Origin of the sequence: Nitrospirillum karajorum (assembly GCF_036348415.1) — a bacterium.
GTDB classification, from domain to species: domain Bacteria; phylum Pseudomonadota; class Alphaproteobacteria; order Azospirillales; family Azospirillaceae; genus Nitrospirillum; species Nitrospirillum amazonense_B.
The window spans coordinates 1,712,339-1,737,287 of record NZ_JAZBQB010000001.1; the positions used below are offsets into that span (position 1 = coordinate 1,712,339).

At 65.2% G+C, this 24,949-nt stretch carries 26 protein-coding genes; 16 read left to right on the forward strand and 10 right to left on the reverse strand.

Going from position 1 to position 24,949, the window contains the following annotated elements:
* Positions 1-154 precede the first annotated feature (154 nt).
* From UCD39_RS07485 to UCD39_RS07500, 4 genes are all read left to right on the forward strand, one after another.
* A complete protein-coding gene (locus tag UCD39_RS07485; protein ID WP_330495403.1) occupies positions 155-2,236 on the forward strand; it encodes a response regulator in 2,082 nt (693 codons plus the stop codon).
* Positions 2,215-2,547, forward strand: a complete 333-nt coding sequence (locus UCD39_RS07490) for an Hpt domain-containing protein (RefSeq protein ID WP_330495404.1) — start codon at positions 2,215-2,217, stop codon at positions 2,545-2,547. The genes UCD39_RS07485 and UCD39_RS07490 overlap by 22 nt, the downstream gene beginning before the upstream one ends.
* A 139-nt stretch (positions 2,548-2,686) precedes the next feature.
* Positions 2,687-3,085, forward strand: coding sequence for a response regulator (locus UCD39_RS07495; RefSeq protein WP_322485206.1), 399 nt, complete (start codon positions 2,687-2,689; stop codon positions 3,083-3,085).
* Positions 3,086-3,365: 280 nt separating this feature from the next.
* Complete coding sequence (locus UCD39_RS07500; protein WP_330495405.1) at positions 3,366-5,510, forward strand: putative bifunctional diguanylate cyclase/phosphodiesterase; 2,145 nt, start codon at positions 3,366-3,368, stop codon at positions 5,508-5,510.
* A gap of 48 nt (positions 5,511-5,558) precedes the next feature.
* On the opposite strand, the gene UCD39_RS07505 is transcribed toward UCD39_RS07500, so the two are convergent.
* The 4 genes from UCD39_RS07505 to ald form a co-directional block, all read right to left on the reverse strand.
* Positions 5,559-6,290, reverse strand: a complete 732-nt coding sequence (locus UCD39_RS07505) for a hypothetical protein (protein ID WP_330495406.1) — start codon at positions 6,288-6,290, stop codon at positions 5,559-5,561.
* A gap of 300 nt (positions 6,291-6,590) precedes the next feature.
* Positions 6,591-6,932 carry a cupin domain-containing protein gene (locus tag UCD39_RS07510; RefSeq protein ID WP_330495407.1) on the reverse strand — a complete coding sequence of 114 codons (342 nt, stop codon included), beginning with the start codon at positions 6,930-6,932 and terminating at the stop codon, positions 6,591-6,593.
* Positions 6,933-6,951: 19 nt separating this feature from the next.
* Positions 6,952-7,155 (reverse strand): hypothetical protein, encoded by a 204-nt coding sequence (locus tag UCD39_RS07515; RefSeq protein WP_330495408.1) that lies wholly within the window; start codon positions 7,153-7,155, stop codon positions 6,952-6,954.
* 175 nt (positions 7,156-7,330) lie between these two features.
* On the reverse strand, positions 7,331-8,446 hold the full coding sequence (gene ald / locus UCD39_RS07520; RefSeq protein ID WP_330495409.1) for an alanine dehydrogenase: 1,116 nt from the start codon (positions 8,444-8,446) through the stop codon (positions 7,331-7,333).
* A 160-nt stretch (positions 8,447-8,606) separates the two neighbouring features.
* On the opposite strand from ald, the gene UCD39_RS07525 reads away from it, so the two are divergent.
* Positions 8,607-9,113: an Lrp/AsnC family transcriptional regulator gene (locus UCD39_RS07525; protein ID WP_330495410.1), complete on the forward strand. Its 507-nt coding sequence runs from the start codon at positions 8,607-8,609 to the stop codon at positions 9,111-9,113.
* Positions 9,114-9,223: 110 nt separating this feature from the next.
* Positions 9,224-9,958, forward strand: a complete 735-nt coding sequence (locus UCD39_RS07530; RefSeq protein ID WP_330495411.1) for an SDR family NAD(P)-dependent oxidoreductase — start codon at positions 9,224-9,226, stop codon at positions 9,956-9,958.
* A gap of 387 nt (positions 9,959-10,345) precedes the next feature.
* Here the strand turns inward: UCD39_RS07530 and UCD39_RS07535 are convergent, their stop codons facing one another.
* Together UCD39_RS07535 and UCD39_RS07540 are read right to left on the reverse strand one after the other, a co-directional pair.
* Positions 10,346-11,221, reverse strand: coding sequence for a dienelactone hydrolase family protein (locus tag UCD39_RS07535; RefSeq protein WP_330495412.1), 876 nt, complete (start codon positions 11,219-11,221; stop codon positions 10,346-10,348).
* 73 nt (positions 11,222-11,294) lie between these two features.
* Positions 11,295-12,557, reverse strand: a complete 1,263-nt coding sequence (locus UCD39_RS07540; protein WP_330495413.1) for a CaiB/BaiF CoA transferase family protein — start codon at positions 12,555-12,557, stop codon at positions 11,295-11,297.
* Positions 12,558-12,767: 210 nt separating this feature from the next.
* On the opposite strand from UCD39_RS07540, the gene UCD39_RS07545 reads away from it, so the two are divergent.
* From UCD39_RS07545 to UCD39_RS07555, 3 genes are all read left to right on the forward strand, one after another.
* A complete protein-coding gene (locus UCD39_RS07545; protein ID WP_145731019.1) occupies positions 12,768-13,166 on the forward strand; it encodes an acyl-CoA thioesterase in 399 nt (132 codons plus the stop codon).
* Between the two features lie 102 nt (positions 13,167-13,268).
* Positions 13,269-13,601, forward strand: coding sequence for a hypothetical protein (locus UCD39_RS07550; RefSeq protein WP_330495414.1), 333 nt, complete (start codon positions 13,269-13,271; stop codon positions 13,599-13,601).
* A 249-nt stretch (positions 13,602-13,850) separates the two neighbouring features.
* Entirely contained in the window at positions 13,851-14,939 is a 1,089-nt protein-coding gene (locus UCD39_RS07555) for a GGDEF domain-containing protein (RefSeq protein ID WP_330495415.1), read from the forward strand.
* Positions 14,940-14,968: 29 nt separating this feature from the next.
* On the opposite strand, the gene UCD39_RS07560 is transcribed toward UCD39_RS07555, so the two are convergent.
* Both UCD39_RS07560 and UCD39_RS07565 read right to left on the reverse strand, forming a co-directional pair.
* A complete protein-coding gene (locus tag UCD39_RS07560; protein WP_330495416.1) occupies positions 14,969-15,631 on the reverse strand; it encodes a TetR/AcrR family transcriptional regulator in 663 nt (220 codons plus the stop codon).
* A gap of 310 nt (positions 15,632-15,941) precedes the next feature.
* Entirely contained in the window at positions 15,942-16,223 is a 282-nt protein-coding gene (locus UCD39_RS07565; protein WP_330495417.1) for a DUF3309 family protein, read from the reverse strand.
* A gap of 370 nt (positions 16,224-16,593) precedes the next feature.
* Between UCD39_RS07565 and UCD39_RS07570 the strand changes: the two genes are divergently transcribed.
* The 6 genes from UCD39_RS07570 (at position 16,594) to UCD39_RS07595 (ending at position 19,553) form a co-directional block, all read left to right on the forward strand.
* Positions 16,594-16,797 (forward strand): CsbD family protein, encoded by a 204-nt coding sequence (locus UCD39_RS07570; RefSeq protein ID WP_145731008.1) that lies wholly within the window; start codon positions 16,594-16,596, stop codon positions 16,795-16,797.
* A gap of 238 nt (positions 16,798-17,035) precedes the next feature.
* A complete protein-coding gene (locus UCD39_RS07575; protein WP_330495418.1) occupies positions 17,036-17,776 on the forward strand; it encodes a lipid-binding SYLF domain-containing protein in 741 nt (246 codons plus the stop codon).
* Between the two features lie 277 nt (positions 17,777-18,053).
* Positions 18,054-18,536 (forward strand): ferritin-like domain-containing protein, encoded by a 483-nt coding sequence (locus UCD39_RS07580; RefSeq protein WP_330495419.1) that lies wholly within the window; start codon positions 18,054-18,056, stop codon positions 18,534-18,536.
* Positions 18,537-18,604: 68 nt separating this feature from the next.
* Positions 18,605-18,853, forward strand: a complete 249-nt coding sequence (locus tag UCD39_RS07585; RefSeq protein ID WP_330495420.1) for a hypothetical protein — start codon at positions 18,605-18,607, stop codon at positions 18,851-18,853.
* A 51-nt stretch (positions 18,854-18,904) separates the two neighbouring features.
* Entirely contained in the window at positions 18,905-19,366 is a 462-nt protein-coding gene (locus tag UCD39_RS07590) for a hypothetical protein (protein WP_330495421.1), read from the forward strand.
* Positions 19,367-19,403: 37 nt separating this feature from the next.
* Positions 19,404-19,553 (forward strand): entericidin A/B family lipoprotein, encoded by a 150-nt coding sequence (locus tag UCD39_RS07595; RefSeq protein WP_211101951.1) that lies wholly within the window; start codon positions 19,404-19,406, stop codon positions 19,551-19,553.
* Between the two features lie 70 nt (positions 19,554-19,623).
* Here UCD39_RS07595 and UCD39_RS07600 read toward each other — a convergent pair whose 3' ends face one another.
* Positions 19,624-20,913 carry an Hsp70 family protein gene (locus tag UCD39_RS07600; RefSeq protein ID WP_330495422.1) on the reverse strand — a complete coding sequence of 430 codons (1,290 nt, stop codon included), beginning with the start codon at positions 20,911-20,913 and terminating at the stop codon, positions 19,624-19,626.
* Positions 20,914-21,008: 95 nt separating this feature from the next.
* The gene (locus UCD39_RS07605; RefSeq protein ID WP_330495423.1) at positions 21,009-22,043 is read right to left on the reverse strand and encodes a LacI family DNA-binding transcriptional regulator; all 1,035 of its coding nucleotides are present in this window, start codon (positions 22,041-22,043) and stop codon (positions 21,009-21,011) included.
* A gap of 664 nt (positions 22,044-22,707) precedes the next feature.
* Between UCD39_RS07605 and UCD39_RS07610 the strand changes: the two genes are divergently transcribed.
* Positions 22,708-24,906, forward strand: a complete 2,199-nt coding sequence (locus UCD39_RS07610) for a TonB-dependent receptor (protein WP_330495424.1) — start codon at positions 22,708-22,710, stop codon at positions 24,904-24,906.
* Positions 24,907-24,949: the final 43 nt, after the last annotated feature.

The following is a 24,949-nucleotide window of genomic DNA, read 5'->3' on the forward strand; positions in this document are numbered from 1 at the left end:
TGCCGGATGCCGACATGCTTCGGCGTCTCGCGGATCGATATGGGGCCCTATCATCAAGCGGCATAAAGGTGCCGACGCGTCGATCTATGGCTGTGACCAGCGGTTCAAAACGACAGCGGGTCGTCACTGCCCACCGCCTTGAAAACGGTCGGCCATGACGTCCGACCTCAATTCCCTGTTCCTGGTTGAGGATGCCCCCGCGACCCCGGCGCGGGAACTGCCGCCGTGGCCCATCCTTGTCGTCGACGACGATGAGGAGGTGCACATCATGACCCGGCTGGTGCTCAGCCGCCTGACCTACAAGGGCCGGCCGCTGGACTTGCTGACCGCCCGGTCGGCGGCGGAGGCGGCGACCGTCCTGACCAAGCGTGAAGACATCGCCGTCGCCTTGCTGGACATCGTCATGGAGACGGATGACGCCGGCCTGGTGCTGGCGCGACGCATCCGCGAGGAATTCGACAATCACGATGTGCGCATCGTCTTGCGCACCGGCCAGCCCGGCCAGGCGCCGGTGCGGGACGTCATCGTCAATTACGACATCAATGACTACAAGGCGAAGACCGAGCTCACCTCGGAAAAGCTGTTCATCACCATCATCACGGCGCTGCGGTCTTACGACAACATCCGCACGGCGCGCGAGGCGCAAAGCGCCAGCCGGTTGAAGTCCAGTTTCCTGGCGACCATGAGCCATGAAATCCGCACGCCCATGAATGCGGTGCTGGGCATGCTGGAACTCATGTCCCATACCGGGCTGGACGATGAACAGATGGAGATGCTGTTCACCGCCCGGGATGCGGCGGGCACCCTGTTGCGCATCATCGACGACATCCTCGATTTCTCGAAGATCGAGGCCGGCCGCATGGACATCGAATGCCATCCGGTGGCGCTGGGTCCGCTGGTGGAGGGGGTGGCGGACATGCTGGCGGCCCAGGCGCGCAAGCGCGCTTTGGACCTGCACGTCCACATCGACCCCGCCATTCCCGACCTGCTGATGGGCGACCCGCTGCGCCTGCGCCAGGTGCTGTACAACCTGACCGGCAACGCCATCAAGTTCACGGAGAAGGGGGGCGTCACCCTGTCGATGCGCTGCCTGCCGGGGGCGGAGCCGGGCCGCTGCCGGGTGAAGGTGGCGGTGCAGGACACCGGCATCGGCATCGCCGAAGACGTGCAGAAGCAGTTGTTCCAGCCCTTCACCCAGGCCGAAAGCTCCACCAGCCGTCGCTTCGGCGGCACCGGCCTCGGCCTGTCCATCAGCCGGCGTCTCATCGACCTGATGCAGGGACGCATCGGTTTGGAAAGCGCGCCGGGGCAGGGCTCCACCTTCTGGTTTGAAATCGACCTGGCCATTGCCCAGGAGCAACCCGCCACGGCGCCGCAGCCCGCCCTGCCCTCGCTGTCGGGGATCGACGTGCTGGTCGTGGCCGAAACCCCGGCGCTGCGCGACACCGTCGCCTGCTATATCGAGGCCGCCGGGGGCCGCGTGACGGAGCCGGGGCAGGCGTGGACGGTGGCGGTGGTCATTCCCCGCCCCGGCGATGTCTGGCCGGACTTGCCGGATGGCCGGCCGGCGGTGCTGGTGGCTGCCGCGGACTCGGTCCGGCCGGCGGGCCTGCCGTCCGGCACGGTGCAGATCGGGCGGCCGGTACGGCGTGTCCCCCTCATTCGCGCCATCGCCTCCGCCGCGGGGCAGGAGATGGCGGCGCGTTCCGCCACCTCCTCCCTGCGCCAGGGGCGGGGCGAACCGCCCCCGGTCGAGGTGGCCATCGCTCAAGGCCGGCTGGTCCTGGTGGCGGAGGACCAGCCCGTCAACCAGATGGTCATACGCCGGCAGCTGAGCCTGTTGGGCATCGCGGCGGAGATAACCGAAGACGGCCGCCAGGCCCTGGCGGCGTGGCGCTCGGGCCGTTTCGGCCTGGTCCTGACCGATTGCAACATGCCGGAAATGGACGGGTTCGAACTCACCGCCGCGATCCGTGAGGCGGAGACGGGCACCGGCCTGCGGACCCCCATCATCGCATTGACCGCGAACGCCATGGCCGGTGAATCGCAGCGTTGCCTGGCGGCGGGCATGGACGGCTTCCTGGCGAAGCCCCTGGAACTGGATCGGCTGGATCGCTGCCTGGCGCAGTGGCTGCCCCCCTGTCGGACAGGGGCGCGGCACCGTCCCAGTCAGGGCCGTCCCAGTCAGGGTCATTGGGGGAGGTCGGTGCCGGGGTGGTGCCGGTTCTCAATCTGACGCGCACGCTGGAATTGTTCAGCGCGCTGGATGACGAGGCACGCACTTTCCTGAACGACTTCCTGGACGCCGCCCGCCCCTTGGTTCTGGGTGTCGCCGCGGCATTCGCCCGGGATGATCTCGGCCATGCCCGGCACCAGACCCATGCCTTGGCCGGTGTGGCCAAGACCGCCGGGGCTGATATTTTGGCCCAGGCGGCTGATCGAGTGGAAGAGTCCCTGCTACAAGGGAATCCAGAGGGCGCCCGGCAGGCGGCAAAGGCTCTGCCGATTGCGCTGGAGCAGGTTGCGTCAACCATCGCCTCTTTATAACAAGACGACTTCCAAAATTTCTGTCTATACTAACTTAGTATTCCGCGCCTGTCGTTCCGGTGGATGTCGGAGCGGCTATTCACTCCACGTTAAAACAAGATTGTTTGGATTTGAAGCCGGCGGCCGTTTGGGGATGGCAATGGGTGTGATTTCCTTCAATTTCCGTAGCGCCCTGGTGATCGAGGACCAAAGCTTTATCCGTGGCGTCATCGTCCGGATTCTGCGGCAGCTGGATTTCGGCGCGGTGATGGAGGCGGAGGATGGCTCGTCAGGGTTGAGCGTCGCCCTTGAGCGTCGGCCGGACGTCATCATCGCCGACATCGACATGGCGCCGGTGGATGGGTTGACCTTCCTGCAGCATCTTCGGTCGCGCGAAACGCAAGGGCACCATATTCCGGTGGTTTTCCTGACCAATCGAGCGGACAAGGAAACGGTATTGAAGGCCCGGGACTTGGGCGTGGACGCCTTCATCGCCAAGCCCGTTACCCTGGTCAGCCTGCGGGAAAAGCTTCAAGTGGTGATGGCGCCACGACGTTAGGTCGGATGGCGGCGGCGCGTGCCCAAGGGTACGGCGCCGCCGGTCGAACCGGCATCTAGGTTGGCATTTGGAGGCAACGGGGACTGAGCATGGCGAGGGTTGCGCGCGGGAAACGGGCGATTGGGCGTATGCCGGCCGTGGGGCCGGTGGCGGGCCCGCCGTGACCTATTCCCCGTCCACGACCCCGATCCACCGTTTGCTGGGTGTCCCCGTGCCCCGTTGGCTGTGCGCGTGGTTGTTGCGACGCGCCCGGCGCCAGGCGGTGATGCGGCGTCATCAGATGACCGTCGCCTTTTGGCACTCCCTGGCGGTCCGGCAATCGGCTTTGGCCCTGCTGTCCGCCGTTGTGATCGGGGCGGTGCTGTCCCTGATCCAGGGCATCGGCCAGGCGGAGCGGGAGCGGGCCAAATTCGCCAATGCCGGCCGCGTCGTGCTGGACCTAGTGGAAAACACGGCCAGCGCCGCGGTCTGGAACCTGGATCCGGACCTGGCGTCGGGGCTGGTCCGGTCCGTGCTGGCCATCGATGGCGTGCGGGCGGTGCGCCTCGTGGAAATGCCCAACCGGGTGCTGGCCGAAGGCGCGCGCGACCTGCCGCCCGTGGACGGGGGCGCCCTGTCGTGGCGGGGCTGGCTGTCCGGCGCCCATTTCGCCCCCATCTTCAAGGATTTGGCGGAGACCCAGCGCCTCCTCTACCGTCCGGCCGGCAGTTCACGCGGCGGCCCCATCATCGGGCGGGTGGAGCTGGAGCTGGATACCAGCCGGGCGGCGGCCGACTATGCCGCCTTCATCCGCACCACGGTACTGGGCGGGCTGGTGCGCGATCTGGCGCTGGGCGTGGTGCTGGCCCTGCTGCTGCACACCTTCCTGACCCGGCCGTTGCGCGCCGTTGGCCTGGCCGTCGCCAGCATCGACCCCTCCCGTCCCGGCGCCGCCCGCCTGCCCGATTTTCCGCGCCAGGCCGAGAATGAGCTGGGCTATCTCGTCCGCCGCTTCAATGAAGTGTTGCGCCTGCTGGACCGCAACCGGTCGGACATGGAGCAACTGGCCACCCACGATGTCCTGACCAGCCTGCCCAACCGCCTGCTGCTTCAGCGACGCCTGGATGAGGCGCTGCGGCGACGGGAGCGGCGGCTGTACCACCCGGAGCGATCGGATCTGGTGGGGACGGTGGGGCATCCTGCGCGGGGGCGCGGCGGCATCGCCCTATTCTTCCTGGACCTGGACCGGTTCAAGCATGTCAACGACAGCCTGGGCCACGATGTCGGCGACCGTTTGCTTCAGGCGGTCGCCGCTCGGTTGCGCGACTGCCTGGGCCAGGGCGACATGCTGGGCCGGCTGGGCGGCGATGAATTCCTTGTGGTGACGGAGAATGTGCATGAGGCGGTCGACGCCGCCGTCCTGGCGGAGCGGCTGCTGAAAGCGCTGGAGCCGCCGCTGGCGGTCGAGGGGGGCCATCTGCTGCATGCCGGCGCCTCCATCGGCGTGGCGATGGTGGGGGAGGGCGCGGCGGCGGGTGAGATGGAAACCGCCAGCACGCTCCTGCGCCAGGCCGATACGGCGCTTTACGCCGCCAAGGCGGCGGGGCGCGGGCAGTATCGCTTCTTCTCCCGCGACATGAGCGAGCGGGCGGAAAACCGCCTGACCACCGAGGCCAACTTGCGTCAGGCGCTCAGCATCGGTTCCTTCGAACTTTACTTCCAGCCCAAGGTGCGGGCCGCCGACCAGTCCCTGGTGGGGGCGGAGGCGCTGGTCCGTTGGAAGCATGACGGCCAGTTGGTGCAGCCTGGCGCCTTCATGACCGTGGCCGAGGATTCGGGCCTGATCATGGAACTGGGCAGCTGGGTGCTGGAGCAGGCGGTGCGCGAGGCCACGCACTGGACCAAGCTGCTGCCCGACTTCCACATCGCCGTGAACGTCTCCGCCCGCCAGATCATCGCGCCCGGCTTCGTCGAGCGGGTGCGCGACTGCCTGGCGCGCAGCGGGGTGCCCGCCGACCGCATCGAGATCGAGGTGACGGAAAGCGTCATGGTGGACAGCGCCCGCTCGCTGGAGGTGCTGTGGCGCCTGAAGCGGCTGGGCGTGCGAATCGCCGTGGACGATTTCGGCACCGGCTTCTCCTCGCTGTCCTACCTGCGCCAGATGCCCATCGACACCCTGAAGATCGACCGGGCCTTCGTGCAGGACCTGCCGCGCGACAGCGCCATCGCCGCCATGATCCTGACCCTGGGCGCGCGCTTGGGCTTGGAGGTGGTGGCCGAAGGGGTGGAGCGGGAGGAGCAGCTGGCCTGGCTGGTGGCCGAGGGCTGCCCCGTCGTCCAGGGCTTCTTCATCGCCGAACCCATGCCCGCCCGCCAGCTGGAAGCGCGTTTCCTGCACCCGCTGCTGATGGCGCGCGAGGACGGGCGCGAGGGGCGGAGCGCTTAACACATTGAGTGATAACGATTTCGGCGGTCTGGCCCCGGCCCAGGTCGATCAAGGTTTCCAGGAGACGATGCAGGTCAGAGGCAACACCGCCGGAAATTGCGATTGCGCCGAAAGGCTCCACAGGTCGCTGGGGATGCCTGGGCCAACGGGCTGCGTCCGGTGCAGCAAGGTCACAGCCACCGGCATTTGCTTCCACGTCAGAAGATACATCCCTTGATCATCGTTCACGTCGACGCCCTTGGGAGCCGAGGTATCGGAGATCACGGTGGTGCCGTGGCAGGTGGCAGGGTCGATTTCCCGCGTATAGGTAGAGATGCTGTGGAGGTTCCCCCCGTTGCCACCTGTCGTCGTCCAACCCATTTTTCGATACATCAGTAGGTACCGCGTGGCATTGACCAACTGCTCGCTGTAGATGTCGTACCGCTCAAAGACGGGCCCCGAGGGTTGCTCCATCGGGACTTTGAACGGCAAGGGCGGCGGATCTTGGAATAATGTCGGCGGGCACTGGTTCAATTGCGTCAGGGTGGCGATATCTTTGGCCGATGTGGCGGAGGCTGCTGGGGATTGGACGGCTATACGAGTGTTGGCGAGGAAATCCGAAATGAACTCCTCACACCCTTGATCAGCTTGGTGGGGGCGTTTCAGGGAGCGGACGGCGGCCACGAAGGTCTGTACCCCTTTTTCCTTATGCGGAGAAAAAAGGGGATATCGGGTTTCGACTTGCTCAATGAGGGTGGCATTGCCCTGATTCTTGTTTGAAGCGCACCCTGGCAGGGCCATGGTCCCCGCCAGCATAAGGGCGCTGAAAATGAACGCCTGCGATCTTCTATTTATTTTTGTAGACATTGGATGAGGATCCGCTTCGTTGCTTGTGTTAAAATAATGGAAGCTCGGAAAGAAGTAATGGCTGACGTGTCGAGCCTCTGTTAATTAAGGGATGGTACTCAACTTTTTCTGGTTATTCCAAACTTGATCAATCTTCGCCGCGATACAGTGGAGGCGCCGCTTACGTCGCCCATTTCTGCCACATGATCAATAACACCTACTCACGGGGAATAATTAAGGATGGGCGAGGGGGGCTTAAGGGGCCTCCCCGCCCTTTGGCCCCCAGAACAGCACCCAGGTGGCGAAGTCGTCGCTGAAGTCTTCGAAGCGATGCTCGGCGCCCGCTTCCACGAACAGCAGGTCGTGGGGCTGGAAGGGGTGGCGTTCACCGTTCTTCACGAAGGTGCCAGTGCCGCTGATGATCACGTAGATTTCATCACGGACATAGGGGCCTTGCGGGTCGTGCCCGCGCGGGGCGTAGACGCCTACCTTCATGGTGCCGTGTTCCAGCAGGTACTGGAACCGTTCCCCTGTCGGGACATTGGGCAGGGTCGCCAGGGCGGGGGCGGCGGAAAGAAGCCAAGGCGTGGTCTGCATCGCGGGCCTTTCCCGTCGGTCAGGGATGCTCAGGTAGCGGTTGGGGCACGGCGGTGTCGTGTTCCTGCTTCATCCGCCGTTCCTCGCGGTCGTTTTCCAGCTTCAGTTTCCGCGCCCGTTCGCGGATTTCCTCTTCCTTGGCCTCGAGGAGGTCAGACAGGTTCCAAAGGCCGAAACCGCCACCGAACAAGAGAAGTAGCAAAAGCCCATCGGTAAGTGTCATTGGCACCCCCACAAGACAAACACAAATACAACTTAGACGGTGTGTCGCCGGGCTGGCCAGGGAAAATGCTTGAGTTATGGCGTCGCAGATCGACGGGGGCAGGGGAGCGGGCAGCGAAAAGGCCCGGCGTCGCCACCGGGCCTTCGCAGTCACTCAATCGCTAACCCGGAGGGGATCAGGCGATGGCCTTGTCGGCGGCCAGGTAGCGCGCGTCGCCCTCTTCCACCAGGGCGGGGTGGGTCAGCTTGCCGCGGAACACGTTCAGGCCGTTGCGCAGGTGCACGTCGTCGGTCAGCGCCTGCTGCCAGCCCTTGTCGGCCAGGGCCAGGACGAAGGGGGCGGTGGCGTTGTTCAAGGCGAAGGTGGAGGTGCGGGCCACGGCGCCCGGCATGTTGGCCACGCAGTAGTGGATGACGCCGTCGACCACGTAGGTGGGCTCGGCGTGCGTGGTGGCGTGCGAGGTCTCGAAGCAACCGCCCTGGTCGATGGACACGTCCACCAGCACGCTGCCGGGGCGCATCTTGGCCACCATCTCCTTGGTGACGACGCGCGGGGCGTTGGCGCCCGGGACCAGCACGGCGCCGATGACCAGGTCGGCGTCCAGCACCGCCTGCTCGATGGTGTCGATGTTGGCATAGAGCGTGTTGACGCGGCGGCCGTACTGCTGGTCGATCTGGCGCAGCCGGTCCAGCGACTTGTCCAGCACGGTCACTTCCGCTTCCAGGCCCACGGCCATGCGGGCCGCGTTCAGGCCGACCACGCCGCCGCCGATGACCACGACCTTGGCGGCCGGGGTGCCGGGCACGCCGCCCAGCAGGATGCCGTTGCCGCCGTAGCTCTTCTCCAGGCACTTGGCGCCGGCCTGGATGGACATGCGGCCGGCGACCTCGCTCATGGGGGCCAGCAGGGGCAGGCCGCCGCGAACGTCGGTCACGGTCTCATAGGCGATGCAGATGGCGCCGGAGGCCAGCAGCAGCTCGGTCTGCTCGGGATCGGGGGCCAGGTGCAGGTAGGTGAACAGGACCTGGCCGGGGCGCAGCATACGGCACTCATGCGGCTGCGGCTCCTTCACCTTCACGATCATGTCGGCCTTGGCGAAGATCTCCTCGGGCGTCTCCACCAGGGTGGCGCCGGCGGCGGCGTACTGCTCATCCGTCAGGCCGATGGCGGTGCCGGCGTTCTTCTGCACGATGACCGAGTGGCCGTGGGCCACCAGCTGGCGCACGTTGCCGGGGATCAGACCGACGCGATACTCGTGGTTTTTGATTTCCTTAGGAACGCCGATAAGCATGGTTTTCTCCCGGATCATCTGGGTTGGCGCCGCCTGTCCGGTCGCGCAACCGTTGCCTCGATTTCGGAAGCCAAGATAAGGCCGAAGGCCGGTACATGTCCTTGCGTTCAGGGATAGGCGGGGCGCACAATGCGCAAGAAACCACCAACGAAAGTCCACTATGCGCCAGGGTCTGCGAACAACGGTGCTGGATAGGATTGATCGTGCCATCCTGACCCGGCTTCAGGAGCATGGCCGCATTCCCAATTCGGAACTCGCCGCCCACGTCCACCTGTCGGAAAGCGCCTGCCTGCGCCGCGTCAAGGCGATGGAGGAGGCGGGGATCATCAGCGGCTACACCGCCATCCTGGACCCGGCGTCCTGCGGGCGGCCGGAGAGCGTGTTCGTCCAGGTGACGCTGGAAAAGCAGACGGAGCCCTACCTGCGCGCGTTCGAGGAGGCGTTGGCCACCTGCCCGCAGGTGATGGAGTGTTACCTGATGTCCGGCGACAGCGATTACCTGCTGCGCGTGGTGGTGGCCGGTGCCGCCGATTACGAGGCCCTGCACAACCGCATCCTGACCCGCCTGCCGGGGGTGGCCCGCGTCCATTCCAGCTTCACCCTGCGCACGGTCATGAAACGCACCGCCTTGCCGCTGGCCGATGTCGTCACCGTGGGCGGCGATTGACGGGCGCGATGCCAGGCCGTAAACCGCAAAGCCAGCCGTTGCGGTAAGGCGCGGGCATCTCGCGCCCACCGTGTTGCTGAAAGAACCTTTTTTCAAGGAAAGTGTCCCGCATGACCGAGCCTGCCTCCCCCACCCTTCCCGGTCGGCTCAAGGGCCGTGTCGCCGTTGTCACCGGCGCTTCACGCGGGTTGGGTGCCGCCGTCGCCAAGGGGCTGGCGGCGGAAGGCGCGCACGTCGTGCTGATCGCCCGCACCGTGGGCGGGCTGGAGGAGGTGGACGACGCCATCCGCGCCGCTGGCGGCACCGCCACCCTGATCCCCCAGGACATGGCGGCCGACCCGGCGCAACTGGACGTGCTGGGGCCGGCGTTGCTGGATCGGTTCAAGCGGGTGGACATCCTGGTGGCCAATGCCGGCATGCTGGGGGCCATCGGTCCCATGGCCCATGCCGACGTGAAGCAGTGGGACAAGGTCCTGGCCCTGACGCTGACCGCCAACATGCGCCTGATCCGTACCCTGGATCCGCTGCTGCGCGGTTCTGACGCGGGCCGCGCCGTCTTCATCACCGACCGCTACGGCCATGAGCCGGTGGCCTATTGGAACGCCTACGCCGTGGCCAAGGCGGGGTTGGAGATGATGGCGCTGACCTACGCGCGGGAGGTGCTGCAAAGCCCCCTGAAGGTGAACCTGGTCGATCCCGGCCCCATGCCCACCAAGCTGCGCGCCCAGGCGTTCCCTGGGGAAAAGCCGGATACCCAGCCCCCGGTCACCCGCGTCGTGCCCACCATCCTGGACTTGGTGGCACCCGACAACACCCGCCATGGCGAATGCATCGCCCTGTACTGAGCGCACGGGAAGCGGGGGCGTCGCATTCAAGGCTGGTTAACGCATGGCTGCGTCGGCTTACGCTCCGCACCGTAGTGATATTGGTCACAGCAGGGCCGGTCCGGCAGGCATAGGCTTCTTCTTGTACCGGGGAAGGCCCCAACCTCTCCGGTACCGGAACGGCGACCAAGGTCCCGTTTCTGCTTCCCCGTCCGGGTGGGTTGCTCCCCGCGCCCAGCCCGGCATCTATGAAGGCCCGCCGCTCCCCCGCAGGCGGGCCTTTTTCTTTTTTTATGGTTCCCTCGGGCGCCGGGCGGCCACATCCGTGGCCCTGGCTTCCTCGCTCCTCCTTTCGGTGTTCACGCCGGCGGACGCGGTCGCGTTCTATCCAAAAATTTGCGAATTGACTCAAGTGTGCGGCAGGTAGGGAACCCCGTGTTTCTTGAACCACTCCAGCATCTGTTTCCACGCGATCTTGGCATCGACGGGGTTGTAGCTGGGTCGGTAATCGGCGTTGAAGCCGTGGCCTGACTCCGGGAACACCATCAACTTGCTCGCGTCTGCGGCTTTGTCGCCTTTGGCCAGGGCGGTCCGCATCTGGTCGACGCTGGCGACGGGGATGCCCTCATCCTTGGCGCCATAAAGGCCGAGCACGGGGGCGTTCAGCTGATCCACCAGATCAATGGGGTTCTTGGGATGGTCGGCGTCGGTGTTGCCCACCAGCCGGCCGTACCAGGCGGCCCCCGCCTTCAGGTCCGGGTTGTGGGCGGAGTAGAGCCAGACGATGCGCCCACCCCAGCAGAAGCCGGTGATGGCCATGCGCCGGGTGTCGGCCCGGTTGTCGGTCTTCAGATGGGCCACCGTGGCGTCCAGGTCGGCCATGACCTGGGCGTCCGACACCTTGGACACGATGTCGCGGATCAGCGTGGGGATATCGGGCACCTTGGTGGCGTCGCCCTGGCGGAAGTACAGGTCGGGGGCGATGGCATAATAGCCCGACTTGGCCAGGCGCCGGCACAGGTCGCGGATATGCTCATGCAGGCCGAAGATTTCCTGTACGACCAACACCACCGGATGGTGTCCGCCCTTGCCCGTCCGTTTGGGCACGGCGCGGTACGCCGCCATGGTGGCGCCACCGGCCACGGGCACTTGCACCATGCCCGCATCCAGGTCGTCGGCATCGGTGATGATGGTTTGGGCCGATACCGGCAGCACGGCCAGCGCGAAACCCGTGGCCAGGCTGGCCGTGGCGAAGCCCCGGCGGTTGATCCCAGTGTCGTCCATGGAAACGTTCCCTTCGGTTGCCGCTGTTATTCTATGTTGGAGATATTGGCAATCTGCCCGATCCGTGTCGCGGTCACAGCGCGCCGGCATGCCGCAGGCGTCCGATTTCTTCCTCATCCAATCGTAGCCAGTCGCGCAGCACCGCGTCGGTGTGCTGGCCCAGGGTGGGCGGCGCCTGACGGTAATTGACCGGAGTGTCGCTGAACTTCATGGGGCTGCCGATCAGTTCCACCGTGCCCGGCAGCCCGCTGCCCGCCGGGCCTGTGCCGCCGGCCTGGGGGTGGGGCAGGGTGACGCGCATGTCCCGCGCCGCCACCTGGGGGTCGCCGAACACCTTGTCGATGGTGTTGATGGGGCCACAGGGGACGCCCAGGGTTTCCAAGGCGTCGATCCAGAATTGACTGGTCTGCGCCTGCATGACGGTGGCGACCAGGGGCACCAGGACGTCGCGGTGGCGCACCCGCGCCTGGTTGGTGGCGAAACGGGGATCGCTGGCCCAGGCCGCGTTGCCCGTCAGGTGACAGAACCGGGCGAACTGCTCATCGTTGCCGATGGCCAGGATGATCCATCCATCGCTGGTGGCGAAGGTCTGGTATGGCACGATGGTGGGATGGGCGTTGCCCACGCGCGGCGCCAACTGGCCGCTGGTCAGGTAATACTGGCCTGGATGGGAAAGCCAGGCCACCTGGGTGTCGAACAGCGACAGGTCGATGGACTGCCCCCGGCCGGTGAGGTCGCGGTGGCGCAGGGCCGCCAGGATGGCGATGGCGGCGTAGGTGCCGGTCATCAGGTCGGCCACGGCCACGCCCGCCTTCAGCGGTTGGCCCTCCGGCTCCCCGGTCAGGGACATGAAGCCGCCCATGCCCTGAACCAGATAGTCATAGCCGGCCCGCGCGGCATACGGCCCGGTGTGGCCGAATCCGGTGATGGAACAATAGATCAGGCGGGGGTAGGCGTCCCGCAAATCCTCATACGCCAGCCCATAGCGCGCCAGGGTCCCGGTCTTGTAGTTCTCCACCAGCACGTCGGCGTGGCTGACCAGCTGCAGGGCCAGGGCCTTGCCGGCCGGTGTCGTGAAATCCAGGGTCAGTGAGCGCTTGTTGCGGTTGGCCGATAGGTAATAGGCGCTCTCCCCGGTGTCCTGCCCGGCGTCGTCCTTCAGGAAGGGCGGACCCCAGGTGCGGGTGTCGTCGCCCTGGCCGGGCCGCTCCACCTTCACCACGTCGGCGCCCAAATCCCCCAGGATCTGCGTGGCGCTGGGCCCCGCCAGCACCCGGCTCATGTCCAGAACCTTAAGGCCGGCCAGCGGGCCGGTGGCGGGAATGGGTTGGGTCATGGCGCGGCGCTACCCTGGGCGGGGTCCCTCGGTTCGTATCGCGCGATCTTACACAGGCCGCAGCGACGGCGGCTAGGGTGCATTGGCTGTGGTTCCTGGCTGCTCCAGGGGAGGATACGCATGGGCGCCACGGCGAAGCCCGCGCTTCCCCTGGACCGCGTTTCACGCTCTGATGTCCCAACTATTGCCCTGCCGAACCCGAGGTTCCCGATGCTCGATAAGAACGCCAAGATGCCCGACGAGATTCCCGTCATCCGCACCATCGCCATGCCCGCCGACACCAATCCCGCCGGCGATATTTTCGGCGGCTGGCTGATGTCGCAGATGGACCTGGCGGCGGGCAATGTGGCGGCCCGTCTGGCCCGGGGCCGCGCCGCCACCGTCGCGGTGGACGCCATCGCCTTCCTGGGGCCCGTATTCGTGGGGGATGAGGTCAGCCTGTTTGGCCGGCTGGTGTCGCGTGGGCGCACCTCGATGCGCATTGAGGTGGAGGCCTGGCGCCGCAGCCGCGACGCCGACGACAGCAACAAGGTGACAGAGGCCGTCTTCACCTTCGTCGCCATTGACGAGAATCGGCGGCCGCGTCCATTGCCTCCTCTGGAGGGCTGAGAAAGGCTCAGCCAAAGTTCCCTCGACATCCGGGGGTGGGGATGCGCACTGTATCCAGGCACCCCCGTTATCTGGGCATCCCATTCCAGGTGGACCCGCGCCATGGCCGACCCCCGTGACGAACTGCTGCGCCAGATCCGCGCCATCCGCCGGCGGATCGACCCCCAGGTGCTTGAAAAAGCCGCGGCCGCGGCGGAGCGCATGCAGATGGCGCGGGCGGCGCCCGCCGCCAGTGGGGGCGGGAGTGGGGCCGAGGCACCCAGCGATATTCCGTTTGATCGCCAGGCGGCCCGTGACGTGGTGATGACGTTTCTACAGTCACGCCACGACGGTGGTCGGTTCGCCATGAAGTTGATGGAAGAAATGAAGAAGCCCGAGGCTGCCGCCAAGGCCTATGGTCAGGCCGTGTCCTCAAAGCCCGCCCGCAAGTCTTGAGGCGAGCAACAAGGTTTCTATAAAAAGATAGAAAATTATTTCGACGACGGGATCAGTGAAAACCATCACCCGGAATCGGGGCATTGGGTGAGGGGTCGGTTACTCGCGCCATGAGCACTGGCGTAATCCTTCCTCGCCATGGCACCATAGCCAGGAATACCGTCATCGCGCGACATGCGGGGAGGAATAGGGCCCCCGTGTCCTTCACCCTCATTGGGGCTTCTGACGGTAAAACAGGGAACGGACCCGGTGGGCCACCATATCAAACAGGTCGTTTGGCCGGATCGGGCCTATGTCGACGATAAGTTCGACCATCATCGGTTGTTCAGCATCATCATGACGGTGGCCACGTCCATCACCGTCAGCGGCCTCTGGGGCTGGGACTACGTCATTGACCCCGCGGGGGCGCAACGGACCATCGGCCTTCGCCTGCTGATGTCGGGCATCATCCTGCTGCACGCCTTGTTGCTTCATTTCCGTGTGCCGCGCCGTTTGACCACGGCCTATGCGTTCCTTGGCGCGTTCACATGTCAGATGCTGTTCATCGAGGTGCTGAACCGTCTGGACCACGGTATGCAGGCCCAGTTTTCCGGATTCCTGTTCTTCACCTTCCTGCCGCTGCTGGTGATGCAATACGTGCCCTTCACCACGGGCACCCTTTTCATGGTGTTGATCATCGCCTTGCCGCCAGTGGCCGGCGCCGTTGGCTTCGCGCGTGACTTTGAATATGTGAAGTACCCGCTGCTGCTGGGGCCGGTGGGCGCCATGTTCATCTGCGTGCTCTTCGCGTTCGAGCAGATCAACTACACCAATTATGAGAACCAGCGCCTGCTGCGTCTGGTCGCCATCACCGACAGCCTGACGGGGGCGGGGACGCGCCGCCACATCACCGAAACGGCGGCCCGTGAGATGGTGCGCGCGCGGCGCTATGGCGGCCCCCTGTCGGTGTTGATGCTGGACATCGACCACTTCAAACGCATCAACGACACGTGGGGCCACCAGGCCGGGGACCACGCCATCCTGGCCGTTGTCGAGCTATGCCGCGCCACCATCCGTGAGACCGATGTCATCGGCCGCTTCGGTGGGGAGGAATTCGTGATCGTGCTGCCGCAAACAGGCCGGGCGGAGGCGGAGCGGGTGGCCGAACGGTTGCGCGCCGCCGTCGCGGCGACGCCTGTCGCCCTCACACCCGATGTCAGCGTCACCCTGACCTGCAGCCTTGGGGTCACCGAGTTGGTGGATGACGACGAAACGGTCGACGGCTTGCTGGCCCGGGCGGACGAAGCCCTCTATGCGGCCAAGAACGCCGGCCGTAACCGCGTGTCCGTGGCGGCCTGAAGGCGCCCACCGTTGCGTGCGGTAGGCGATTAGGCGGGATACAGCGCGTCGCTGTGCACACGCAGGGGCCTGGGTGCTGGCTGGGCGCGGGCGGGGCCCAGGACGGCGGCCACCAGGCGCTGCGTCCATCCGGGCTCATCCACCGGCTGGTGACGGATCAGCAGGCGGCTGTACAGCGTGTTGTAGAGCAGTTCCACCACGACCGTCTCGTCCAGGTCCGGCGCCAACTCCCCGGACCGCACCCCATGGTGCAGGATTTCGCGGATACGTTCCCGGCGGGGGTTCAGCACCTGCGTGCAATAGGTCTCCAGGACGTCGGGATTGTTCTGTCCCTCGACGATGATGCCCGCGATCACCCGGCCCATCGGGCCCGCCATGGTACCGGCCATGACCTCCACCATGCTTTCAAGGTCGCGTCGCGCGGACCCCGTGGCCCGGATGGGGGCGGCAACCTCAACCACCTCCAGTAATGAGGCGACGGCCAGCGCGCCCTTGGTCGGCCACCATCGATAGATGGTTGTCTTGGCGCATCCGGACCGGGCCGCGACCGCCTCGATGGTGAAGCCGGACAAGCCCTCCTGGACCAACAAATCGTAGGCGCTGCTCAAGATCGCGTGACGGGATTTGTCACAGCGCGGGCGGCCACGAACGGAACGCTGCTGGGGGACCTGGGCAAGGGCAGTGTCAGTCATGGGCCTGTCATCACGCTCAAAGGACATTGGAATTTCGTGGATGGCCTGGACGGAGATGGCCCGGCATGGCTGTCCAGCAGGTCGACCGCAGCCCCCCTGACCTGGCTGCATCATCCCTTATCCCATCGGCCAGCAACAAACAAGACGCGCGACGGCAACATCGGGTCAGAAAATTAACGAAAAGAGGGGAACTGGACGGTGGGCCGAGGGTTTATCGGATACCGGAAAAGCGACAGCCCCGGCAAGTGACTTGCCGGGGCTGTTCGAGGCGGAGGTGGCCGGGACTGAAGTGGCGGGACTGAAATGGAAATTAAAGCCGGCCAATCAGGATCAGGATGAGCACGATGACGATCACCGTGCCCAAGCCACCGGCTGGATAATATCCCCAGTGAACGCTGTGGGGCCAGGTCGGCAGGGCGCCGATCAGGAACAGGATTAAAATGATCAGGATGATGGTTCCAAGATTCATGGCGGCCTCTCTTCGAAATCGGAAGGCATTGCGATCATGAAAAATCATTATGACCAAAACATGTTTTTGTAGATTTGCTGACACGTAAAACGGCTTATCTGCCGAATAAGGGATATCAGGCACTTTCCGCTGACATGCTGCGCGGTCTTGATATATTCCATATTTCGGGGTGATGCGTAAGCAAGGGTTAGGTCATAGATAATAGGTCGTATCGATATTGCCGCGCACCGAACCGAGGCCTGACTAAATAAATAAGGTCATTTTCTTCCAATCGCCTACTTCATCTTTTAATGGCGATTGCCGCAGTATCCGCCCAGACACGCCACATTCCCGCCACATGGCGTGCTGAACATTGTTTGGTCAGTGACACGTCAACTCTTGGGACGTTTTTGCCCGCTCCGGGGCAGACCCCATGGGGCGAATGGAAACTTTCCGGTTCGGAACCGAAAGTGATCCCCGCGCCCCCATCGCAACCCAGCTGAGGAGGACGACCATGAACAAGAACCGCATCGAAGGTAACGCCAAGATCGCCGGCGGCGCCGTCAAGGAAACGGCCGGCAAGGTCTTGGGTGACGATCAGATGGCCGCTGAAGGCAAGGCCAAGAAGGTCGAGGGCCACGCCCAGAACGCCGCCGGCAAAATCCAGGAGGCCGGAAAAGCGCTAAAGGACACGGCCAAGAAGGCCCTGGGCGAGTAAGGCGGCCGTGGTTTGCCGCTGCGCCCGCCGCCGCACCGGTGACGGCGTCCGCGCCGTCACCGCCAGCCCCCAGGAGGATTCCTTCTTGGGGGACTCCGCGGTCGGGGCGGCGGGTGCCCCCGGCTATCGGAAGGGGCGGCCGGATGCGCCCTTCCCATCAACCCCCTCCGCCGTTGGGCTGCCCGACGGCGATGGCTTGGCCGGACTTGACGGCCGGCCCAATAATGGAGCGACGATAATGCCTGTGTCGTACACGTCGACGGCGGCCAAGCCGTCCCTGCACTCCCGGATCATCCCCGCCGCCCTGTCGGCGCTCATGGTTTTCGGCGCCATGACGGTGTCGGCGCCGCATGCGCTGGCCGCGGCTACGCACGGCACCGACCAGAGCAATCTGGTTGAACGGGCCCGCGTCACCATCGACGATTTGCGCAAGGACAAGGAATTCGGCAACGCCCGTGACCTGATGCGCCGGGCCAAGGGTGTGCTGATCGTTCCGCAGCTGATCAAAGGCGGATTCTTCGTGGGCGGTGAGGGCGGCGATGCCGTGCTGTTGACCCGTGGGCCTAATGGCGACTTCAGCTATCCCGCCTTCTATACCCTGGGTTCCGCGTCGTTCGGCCTGCAGATTGGTGTCGAGCAGGCTGAACTGGTCATGTTCATCATGAGCGACAAGGCCCTGTCCTCGGTTCTGCAGGATGAGTTCAAGATCGGCGCCCAGGCGGGTCTCGCCGTGGTGACCCTGGGGTCCACCGCCGAGGCGGCCACCCCAACCTCGCTGAATGGCGACATCATCGTCTGGGCGTCCGCCAGCGGCGCGTATGCCGGCTTGACGCTCAACGGTTCCATCCTGAAGCCGCGCGACAGCTGGAATGAGGCCTACTACGGCAAGCCGGAAACGGTCTCGGCCATCGTGACCGCGCGCAGCGCCAAGAATGCCGATGCCGATGGGTTGCGCAAGAACCTGGCGTCCATCCGCTAAACCGTTTGCGCCAGCGGTTGGGGAAGGGCGGCCGCCCTTCCCCAACCGTCTTTAATCAACCGGGGTATTGGCGTTAATTCAAAGGCATGGAGGCCATTTATTCATGCCAAAGATATAGAGGTGATCGCGTCAATCGAGATTGATGTCCAGTAAGTTATAATAAGCGATTTATGGAAACTATTCTGCGTATTTGTTTGTTTATTGTGGGTCATGCTGATCAGAAATTTACGGCGTGGCAATCGCGACAGGAGCAATCACTCCAGGAGAGGAGCAGACGATGATTCCGCCCACCGTTCCGCCGACCACCCCCTCCGCCGTCACCGAACAATCGATCAAGGTGCTGAACGACCTGATCGAAAAGACCCTCGACAGCGCCCTTGGCTACAAGGACGCTGCGGAGGAGGCGACCAACGACAGCTTCAAGACGCTGTTCTCCACACGGGCCCGCCAGCGTCGCCAGTTGACCACCGCCCTACAGGCGGAAGTGATCAGCCTGGGCGGCCAGCCGGAAACCGATGGTACCGTGCTGGGGGCCGCCCGGCGCATGTTCGTCAACCTCAAGAACGCCGTCACGGGTAGCGACCAGAGCGTCGTTGCTGCTGTCGAGGCTGGCGAGGATGACATCAAGTCCAGCTTCGAAAAGGCGTTGCAGGGCGATCTGCCCATGCCGGCCCGTGAGGTCGTGGCCACCTGCTATGACAGCATCAAGGCCGACCATGACCAGATGAGCACCCTCAAGCACGCGCTTGAGCGGAATTAAGCGGCTGATTTCCTGGGCCGCGGACGCAGGGGCGTTAAGGCGCGCCCCGTGAACAAGCAAAGGAGAGGATGATGAAGAGCGAAACCATCGATGCCGCGGCCACCGCCGCCCGGTCCGTGCGCAACGCCGCGCGGGAGGATGCCGACCATTTGACCGATGCCATCAAGGCGGAGGCCAGTGATCTGTACCGGACGCTGGCGGCCAAGGGCGAGGCCGCAGCCAAGGCCGTCGGCACCCAGGTGGAGGCGCAGCCCATCACCAGCCTGCTGCTGGCCTTTTCCGCCGGCTTCATCGCCAGCCGCCTGCTGTCCCGCTGACGTCGGACGGCAGGTGACGGAAGAGCGGCAAGTCGAACAAGGGGAGCGTTGATGGAAGGCTGGACCAAGCTGGCCGTCATGGCCTTGTCGCAACTGGGGGTGATCCCCTTTGGTCCGGTGCAACGGTCCTCTCCGGCCCCGCTGGTGGATGGGGTGGTGACCCTGGTCATTACCGGTGCGCTGGCGATGCTCGCGGTCATCGGCGCGGTCGGTTTCCTGTGCGCGGCCCTGTGGGCCGGCCTGGAACCGACCATGGGACCTGTCTGGACGCCGGCCTTGGTGGGGCTGGCCCTGGTGGTCCTGTGCCTGATCCTGCTGCTGGTGATGCGCATGACGCTGAACCGGCGGGAGCCACCGCCGCCGGCGGTGACTCCGGCGCTGGACCTGGACCCCGAGGTGCTGTTGGCGGAGGCCCAGCGCCTGGTGGTCAAGCACAAGGTGCCGGCCCTGCTGGCCGCGGTGGTGGCCGGACTGGTCGTCGGCAATCCCGGCACCCGTCCCGTCCGCAAGTGACAGAAATAGCAACCCCTAGCCCATGAGGAGGGCCACCATGTCTACCAAACTGCGCGCGCTTGTTCTTTTATCCATGCTGGGCATGGGGGCGTTGGTCAGCGCCTGCCATACGACCGCCGGCGCCGGCCAGGACATCTCCGCGACCGGTGACGCCATCAGCAAGGAGGCCCGCAAAGACACGCCGTGACCTTGCTGAGACCGGCCTTTCAAGAAAACACCCGCCGAGGAGGTCCCCGGCGGGTGTTTTCCTGTTGGCATCAGCCATACCGGCGCATGGCCTCCAGCGTCAGGCCCAGCCCGACGGAACCGAACTTGTCGCCCTCCACCACCCGCGCGTCGGGGAGCTCGCGCAGGATGCTGGCACGCACGTTGGGCAACAGCGTGGAGCCGCCGGTCAGGAAGACCGCGTCGATCCTGTCGCGGGTTAGGCCGCTGTCGGCCAGCGCCTTGCGGATCATGCCGGCGATTCCGTCGGTGAGCGGGGTGGTCGCGGCCGCGAAGCCGGGGACGGTGAAGGGCATGACCAGTCCCCGCTCGATGAAGTCGAACGGAATCTCGACCACCAGGTCCGCTCCACCCGGCTGTGCGGCCGTGGCGCTGAGGCGGATCTTGGTGCGTTCCACCGTCATGGCGACGCGGTGGCCCAGATGCTCCTCCACCACCTGGATCAGCCGTTCGATCAACTCGGGGCGCGCGGACTCCCGCAGCACCTGCCGCAGTTCCGCCATGACCTTCGGTGCATAGAGGAAGTTGATCTTGGACCAGGTGGCCAAGTCGTTGAAATAGCTGTTGGGGGCCAGCAGGCCGGCGCGCTTCATCGGCGACTGGTAACCCAGGTGCGGCATCACGCCATGAAGCGACAGCAGGCGGTCGAAATCGGTGCCGCCGATGCGCACGCCGGTGCTGGCCAGGATGTCCTGGCCACGGTTCGCGGCCCGCCGCCGCTCCGGCCCGATGCGCACGATGGAAAAGTCGGAGGTGCCGCCGCCGATGTCGGCGATCAGCGCGATTTCCTCCGCGTTCACCTGGCGCTCATAATCCAGGGCCGCGGCGATGGGTTCGAACTGGAACGAGACGTCGGTATAGCCGATGTCGCGCGCGATCTCCGCCAGCGCGGTCTCCGCCCGCTGGTCGGCCGCGTCGTCGCCATCCACGAAATGCACGGGGCGACCGTGGACCACCTGGGTCAGGGGATGGCCAGCCTGGTCTTCCGCCCGGCGCTTGATCTCCCGCAACAGGGTCTTGAGCACATCGCGGAAGCTGATGCGCCGCCGGTCCAACTGCGTTTCCATGTCGATCAGGTCTGTGCCCAGCACCGACTTCAGCGACCGCATCAGGCGGCCGTCCGCACCTTCCGCATAAATCTGGATGGCGGCGCGGCCGAATTCCTCGCGCTTGGCGGCGAAGTCGAAGAACAGCGCGCTGGGTAGGGTCGTTTCCTCCCCCTCCAGCGGCAGCAGGCGGGCGTGAGGCTCTTGCCCATCGCGGATGTCGACGATGCCCAGGGTGCTGTTCGACGTTCCAAAGTCCAGGCCGCAATAGCCCATGATGCGCGCTCCAACGACGGCCGAAACAATCGGATTTTTAATTGGGGGCGCGGTTTGTAACGGAAATCATTTTGGGCCGCCAGGAAAAAGGGCGGTCAGGCTGGCGGGGCCGTCGATTCCCGGACCACCAGGCTATGATCGAACACCTGCTTCAGGTAGTTGCCCACCTGTCCGGCCGTGCGGTTGATGATGAAGCGGGCCGCCGCCGCCCCCATTTCCACCACCGGCTGGCGGACGGTGGTCAAAGGGGGGCAGACGACACTGGCGGCGGGCAGGTCGTCGATGCCGGCGACCGACAGGGCGCCGGGCACGGGGATGCCCATCCTGTAGGCGACGGACAGCACGGCCATGGCCATGCTGTCGTTGGCGGCGAAGATGGCGGTGGGGCGTTGCTTCTGGCTGAGAAGGGCGCGGGCGGCGGGAAGGGCGCTGTCGAAGGTGAACATCCCCGGTTGGATCAGCCGTTCGGGAATGGGGCCGCCATCGAACAGGGCGTCCCGGTACCCGGCCTCACGCTGGGCGGCGGCGGCGTGCAGGGGGTGGCCCTGGATGAAGCCGATGTCGCGGTGCCCCTGGTCCATGAGGTAGCGCGTCATCTGGAAGGCGGCCTGGTAGTTGTCGATGTCCACACCCCATCCCCATTTCTCATCCCCCTGGATATCCAGGGTGGGGGAGATGCGAACGCAATTGACGCCACGGTCGGCCAGCAGGGACAACAGCTGCGGGTTGTCGCACAGCGGCGGTATCAGGATGACGCCATCCACCCGCAAGGTGGACACCAGCGTTTCCGTCAGGGCGCCGAAGTCGGATGCCCCCAGGTCCACGTATTCCGTCAATAAATGGTAGCCGCCGGCGCGGCAGGCCTGGATGGCGCCCAACTGCAGTTCGGTGACGTACAGCATGGCGTTGTCCGACACGCCGCCGGGGGAAACCAGGGCGATCAGGAAACTGCGCGACCCCGACAGGGCGCGGGCCGACAGGCTGGGCGTGTAATTCAGGGTGCGCGCCGCCTCCATCACCCGGGCGCGGGTTTCGGGGCTGGCCTTCGGCTCACCGTTCAGGACACGGGACACCGTCTTGATGGAGACGTTGGCCGCGCGGGCGACATCGTAAATGGTGGCCTTGCTCAATGCCCCTCAACTCCAACCAGACTTTATGCCCTTGCGCGCCGATCGCCGCCGCGGCCGTCGTGCCCCTGGACGGCGTCGGGATCATATCACCGGTGTCACGCAAAGATAGCGCCTGAAAGCCCGCTGGTGTGAGCGAATGGAAACGGCATGTCGGGATTAATCGGGTTGAAGAAATCCTCTTGCGCGGTGTTGTTCTCGATGATAACAAAAAGGGGCCATCGAAGGCCCCAAATTTTTTAGGCACCAGGGACAGCGCTGTCATCGCCGCCCTGAAAGACCGAAACGACAAGGCGGGGGCCCAAACAAACGGGAGAGACAACCATGCGTGACGCACGGGCGTTAGGGCGCGTGACCAGCCGGTAAGGCGGCCGCCTTTTAAACGACCATCATCGGATATGAGCCATCGCGCCGGCCCAAAGGCGACGGTGAAGGGACGGGTCTTGCCTGGAGCCCGAACCATCCCCGTCAGGGACCATCGTCGCGATGCCCGCCGCGGCGCGCCCGCTTGTGGCGCCATCCGGCCCTGAACCCGGGGTCGGCGTGGGGATGCTCATGCTCAAGCGAACCCCGAAGAGGCACGACAGAGGCCTCAAGGGTCCGCCACCTGGGGGCTGTCCCCCGCGACGAGAACAATAAAGAAGCAGAATTGGGAGAAATGGGAGAAATGCGTACATACGCCCTGTTGGCCGCCACCGCGTTGGCCAGCCTGATCACCGCGCCCGCTTTGGCCCAGACGGCCACCGCGCCCGCTCCGCAGAACGCGCCCCAGGGGGCGTCGGCCCAGCAGCAGTTGGAAGACATCGTCGTCACCGCCGAACGGCGTGAGGAAACGACGCAGCGGACCCCCATCGCCATCACCGCCTTTTCCGGTGACACCCTGCAGCAGCGCGGCGTGTCCAGCTCCACCGACCTGAACAACATGGTGCCCGGCCTGGCCGTGGGCAATAACGGCGGTTCCGTCCAGATCGCCATCCGCGGTATCGGCAGCACCAACGACACCGAGGTCGGCGACCCCGCCGTGGCCTTCAACGTCGATGGCGTCTACATGGCGCGCTCCCGCGCCGCCATCGGCGCGCTGTACGACGTCGACCGCATCGAGGTGCTGCGCGGCCCCCAGGGCACGCTGTATGGCCGCAACGCCACGGCCGGCAGCATCAACGTCATCACCAAGCGGCCGAGCGACAAATTTGAAGGCAACGCCTCGCTGGATTACGGCAATTACAACAGCCTGCAGACGTCCGGCATGCTCAACGTGCCGCTGACCGATACCCTGGCCGTTCGCGCCGCCTTCCAAACCAGCCGCCATGACGGCTATACCAACAACGGCCGGTCCAGCAATTTCAATGATGAGGATACCCAGGCCGGCCGTCTGCAAATCCAGCTGAAGCCCAGCGAAACGTTCAAGGCGCTGCTGTCGCTGGATGTGTTCCACGAGGGCGGCGTGGGCTATGCCAACGGCCCCATCGGCCAGTACGCCAAGTTCGGCTCACCTTATACCTTCCCCATGTCGGCGGACGGCAGCCTGAACCACACCAACAAAGGTGTGGGGCTGACCACCGATTGGGACCTGGGCTTCGCTACCCTGACCTATGTCGGCAGCTATCGCGAGGATACCGACCGGACCCACGGCGGTTCCACGCAAAGTGGCACCTGCCAGGCGCCGTCCGGTCCCTATTGCGCGTCCACCATCTTCCGCTCCGACGAGAACCAGACCTCGCACGAGTTGAGGCTGGCCAACAGCGACGGACCGCTGAAGTGGGTGGCGGGCCTCTACTATTTCAAGGAAAACAACGACGTCCTGTTCGCGTTGGACCCCGTTGCCGGCATCACCTCGCTGGCCTTCGTCCAGCCCAAGGTGTCGGAGGAGTCCAAGGCGGCATTCGCCCAGGCGACCTACAGCCTGACCGACAGCCTGCGGGTGACGGGCGGCCTGCGCTATACCGAGGACGCCAAGGCCCGCACCGGCGCCACCGAGGCCTTCGGCCACATCGTCGGCAACACTTATGTCGGCGGCTCCGCGCTGTATCTCAACGACGCGGATCTCAGCTGGAACTCCACCAACTGGAAGGCTGGTGCCGAATACGACCTGGCGCCGGACAGCATGCTCTACGCCTCTGTCGGCACGGGCTATAAGGCGGGTGGCTATGGTGACGGCCAGCCCCCCAACAACAACCCCTACCAGCCGGAGAAGCTGACCGCCTACGAAGTGGGGCTGAAGAACCAGTTCATGGACAAGAGGCTGCAGTTGAACCTGACGGGCTTCTACTATGACTACCGGGATTTCCAGGTCAGCGCCATCGGCCAGGTGGCGGGGCAGGCGTCCACCGTCACGGTCAACGCCGGCACGGCCGAGGTCTACGGCGTGGAGGTGGAGGGCGCCGCCCTGCTGACCGGCAGCGACCGGGTTGACGGTAGCGTGTCCTACATCCACGCCCGCTACACCGACTTCATCCTGGCCACGGGCGATGTCTTCCATCCCAACAGCGCCGCCGTCTACACCGGCAACCGGCTGGCCAAGTCGCCCGAATGGACCATCAACCTGGGCTACCAGCACATGTGGGACTTGGCATCCGGCGCCATGATCACGGCCCGCGTCGACAGCGTCTATGTCGGCGACCAGAACCTGGACTACCGCAACTTCGCCGTCACCGAGCAGAAGGCCTACACCAAGACCAACCTGTCGCTGGCCTATGACGATGCCGACCGCCGCTGGCGCGTCATGGCCTATGTCCGCAACCTGGAAAACAACGCCGTCCTGGTGGTGGCCAACCCTGACACCAACGGGTCCGGCAACCGGCTGGCCGGCAGCGGCGCCTACGCCCCGCCCCGCACCTACGGTGTGAGGGTCTCGGCCAACTTCTAACCTTTCCTCCGACCCCCGAGGCTATTGCCTCACTCCCCTGGGC

What these genes read in the sequence shown, in the direction of transcription:
- UCD39_RS07505 (WP_330495406.1), bottom strand. Translation starts at nt 6,290, where the DNA reads ATGGCCCTGCCAGGGTGCGCTTCAAACAAGAATCAGGGCAATGCCACC.
- UCD39_RS07525 (WP_330495410.1), top strand. Translation starts at nt 8,607, where the DNA reads ATGCGCCAGGGTCTGCGAACAACGGTGCTGGATAGGATTGATCGTGCC.
- UCD39_RS07510 (WP_330495407.1), bottom strand. Translation starts at nt 6,932, where the DNA reads ATGCAGACCACGCCTTGGCTTCTTTCCGCCGCCCCCGCCCTGGCGACC.
- ald (WP_330495409.1), bottom strand. Translation starts at nt 8,446, where the DNA reads ATGCTTATCGGCGTTCCTAAGGAAATCAAAAACCACGAGTATCGCGTC.
- UCD39_RS07560 (WP_330495416.1), bottom strand. Translation starts at nt 15,631, where the DNA reads ATGACTGACACTGCCCTTGCCCAGGTCCCCCAGCAGCGTTCCGTTCGT.
- UCD39_RS07545 (WP_145731019.1), top strand. Translation starts at nt 12,768, where the DNA reads ATGCTCGATAAGAACGCCAAGATGCCCGACGAGATTCCCGTCATCCGC.
- UCD39_RS07580 (WP_330495419.1), top strand. Translation starts at nt 18,054, where the DNA reads ATGATTCCGCCCACCGTTCCGCCGACCACCCCCTCCGCCGTCACCGAA.
- UCD39_RS07485 (WP_330495403.1), top strand. Translation starts at nt 155, where the DNA reads ATGACGTCCGACCTCAATTCCCTGTTCCTGGTTGAGGATGCCCCCGCG.
- UCD39_RS07550 (WP_330495414.1), top strand. Translation starts at nt 13,269, where the DNA reads ATGGCCGACCCCCGTGACGAACTGCTGCGCCAGATCCGCGCCATCCGC.
- UCD39_RS07515 (WP_330495408.1), bottom strand. Translation starts at nt 7,155, where the DNA reads ATGACACTTACCGATGGGCTTTTGCTACTTCTCTTGTTCGGTGGCGGT.
- UCD39_RS07570 (WP_145731008.1), top strand. Translation starts at nt 16,594, where the DNA reads ATGAACAAGAACCGCATCGAAGGTAACGCCAAGATCGCCGGCGGCGCC.
- UCD39_RS07595 (WP_211101951.1), top strand. Translation starts at nt 19,404, where the DNA reads ATGTCTACCAAACTGCGCGCGCTTGTTCTTTTATCCATGCTGGGCATG.
- UCD39_RS07495 (WP_322485206.1), top strand. Translation starts at nt 2,687, where the DNA reads ATGGGTGTGATTTCCTTCAATTTCCGTAGCGCCCTGGTGATCGAGGAC.
- UCD39_RS07610 (WP_330495424.1), top strand. Translation starts at nt 22,708, where the DNA reads ATGCGTACATACGCCCTGTTGGCCGCCACCGCGTTGGCCAGCCTGATC.
- UCD39_RS07575 (WP_330495418.1), top strand. Translation starts at nt 17,036, where the DNA reads ATGCCTGTGTCGTACACGTCGACGGCGGCCAAGCCGTCCCTGCACTCC.
- UCD39_RS07590 (WP_330495421.1), top strand. Translation starts at nt 18,905, where the DNA reads ATGGAAGGCTGGACCAAGCTGGCCGTCATGGCCTTGTCGCAACTGGGG.
- UCD39_RS07600 (WP_330495422.1), bottom strand. Translation starts at nt 20,913, where the DNA reads ATGGGCTATTGCGGCCTGGACTTTGGAACGTCGAACAGCACCCTGGGC.
- UCD39_RS07530 (WP_330495411.1), top strand. Translation starts at nt 9,224, where the DNA reads ATGACCGAGCCTGCCTCCCCCACCCTTCCCGGTCGGCTCAAGGGCCGT.
- UCD39_RS07540 (WP_330495413.1), bottom strand. Translation starts at nt 12,557, where the DNA reads ATGACCCAACCCATTCCCGCCACCGGCCCGCTGGCCGGCCTTAAGGTT.
- UCD39_RS07500 (WP_330495405.1), top strand. Translation starts at nt 3,366, where the DNA reads ATGACCGTCGCCTTTTGGCACTCCCTGGCGGTCCGGCAATCGGCTTTG.
- UCD39_RS07585 (WP_330495420.1), top strand. Translation starts at nt 18,605, where the DNA reads ATGATGAAGAGCGAAACCATCGATGCCGCGGCCACCGCCGCCCGGTCC.
- UCD39_RS07535 (WP_330495412.1), bottom strand. Translation starts at nt 11,221, where the DNA reads ATGGACGACACTGGGATCAACCGCCGGGGCTTCGCCACGGCCAGCCTG.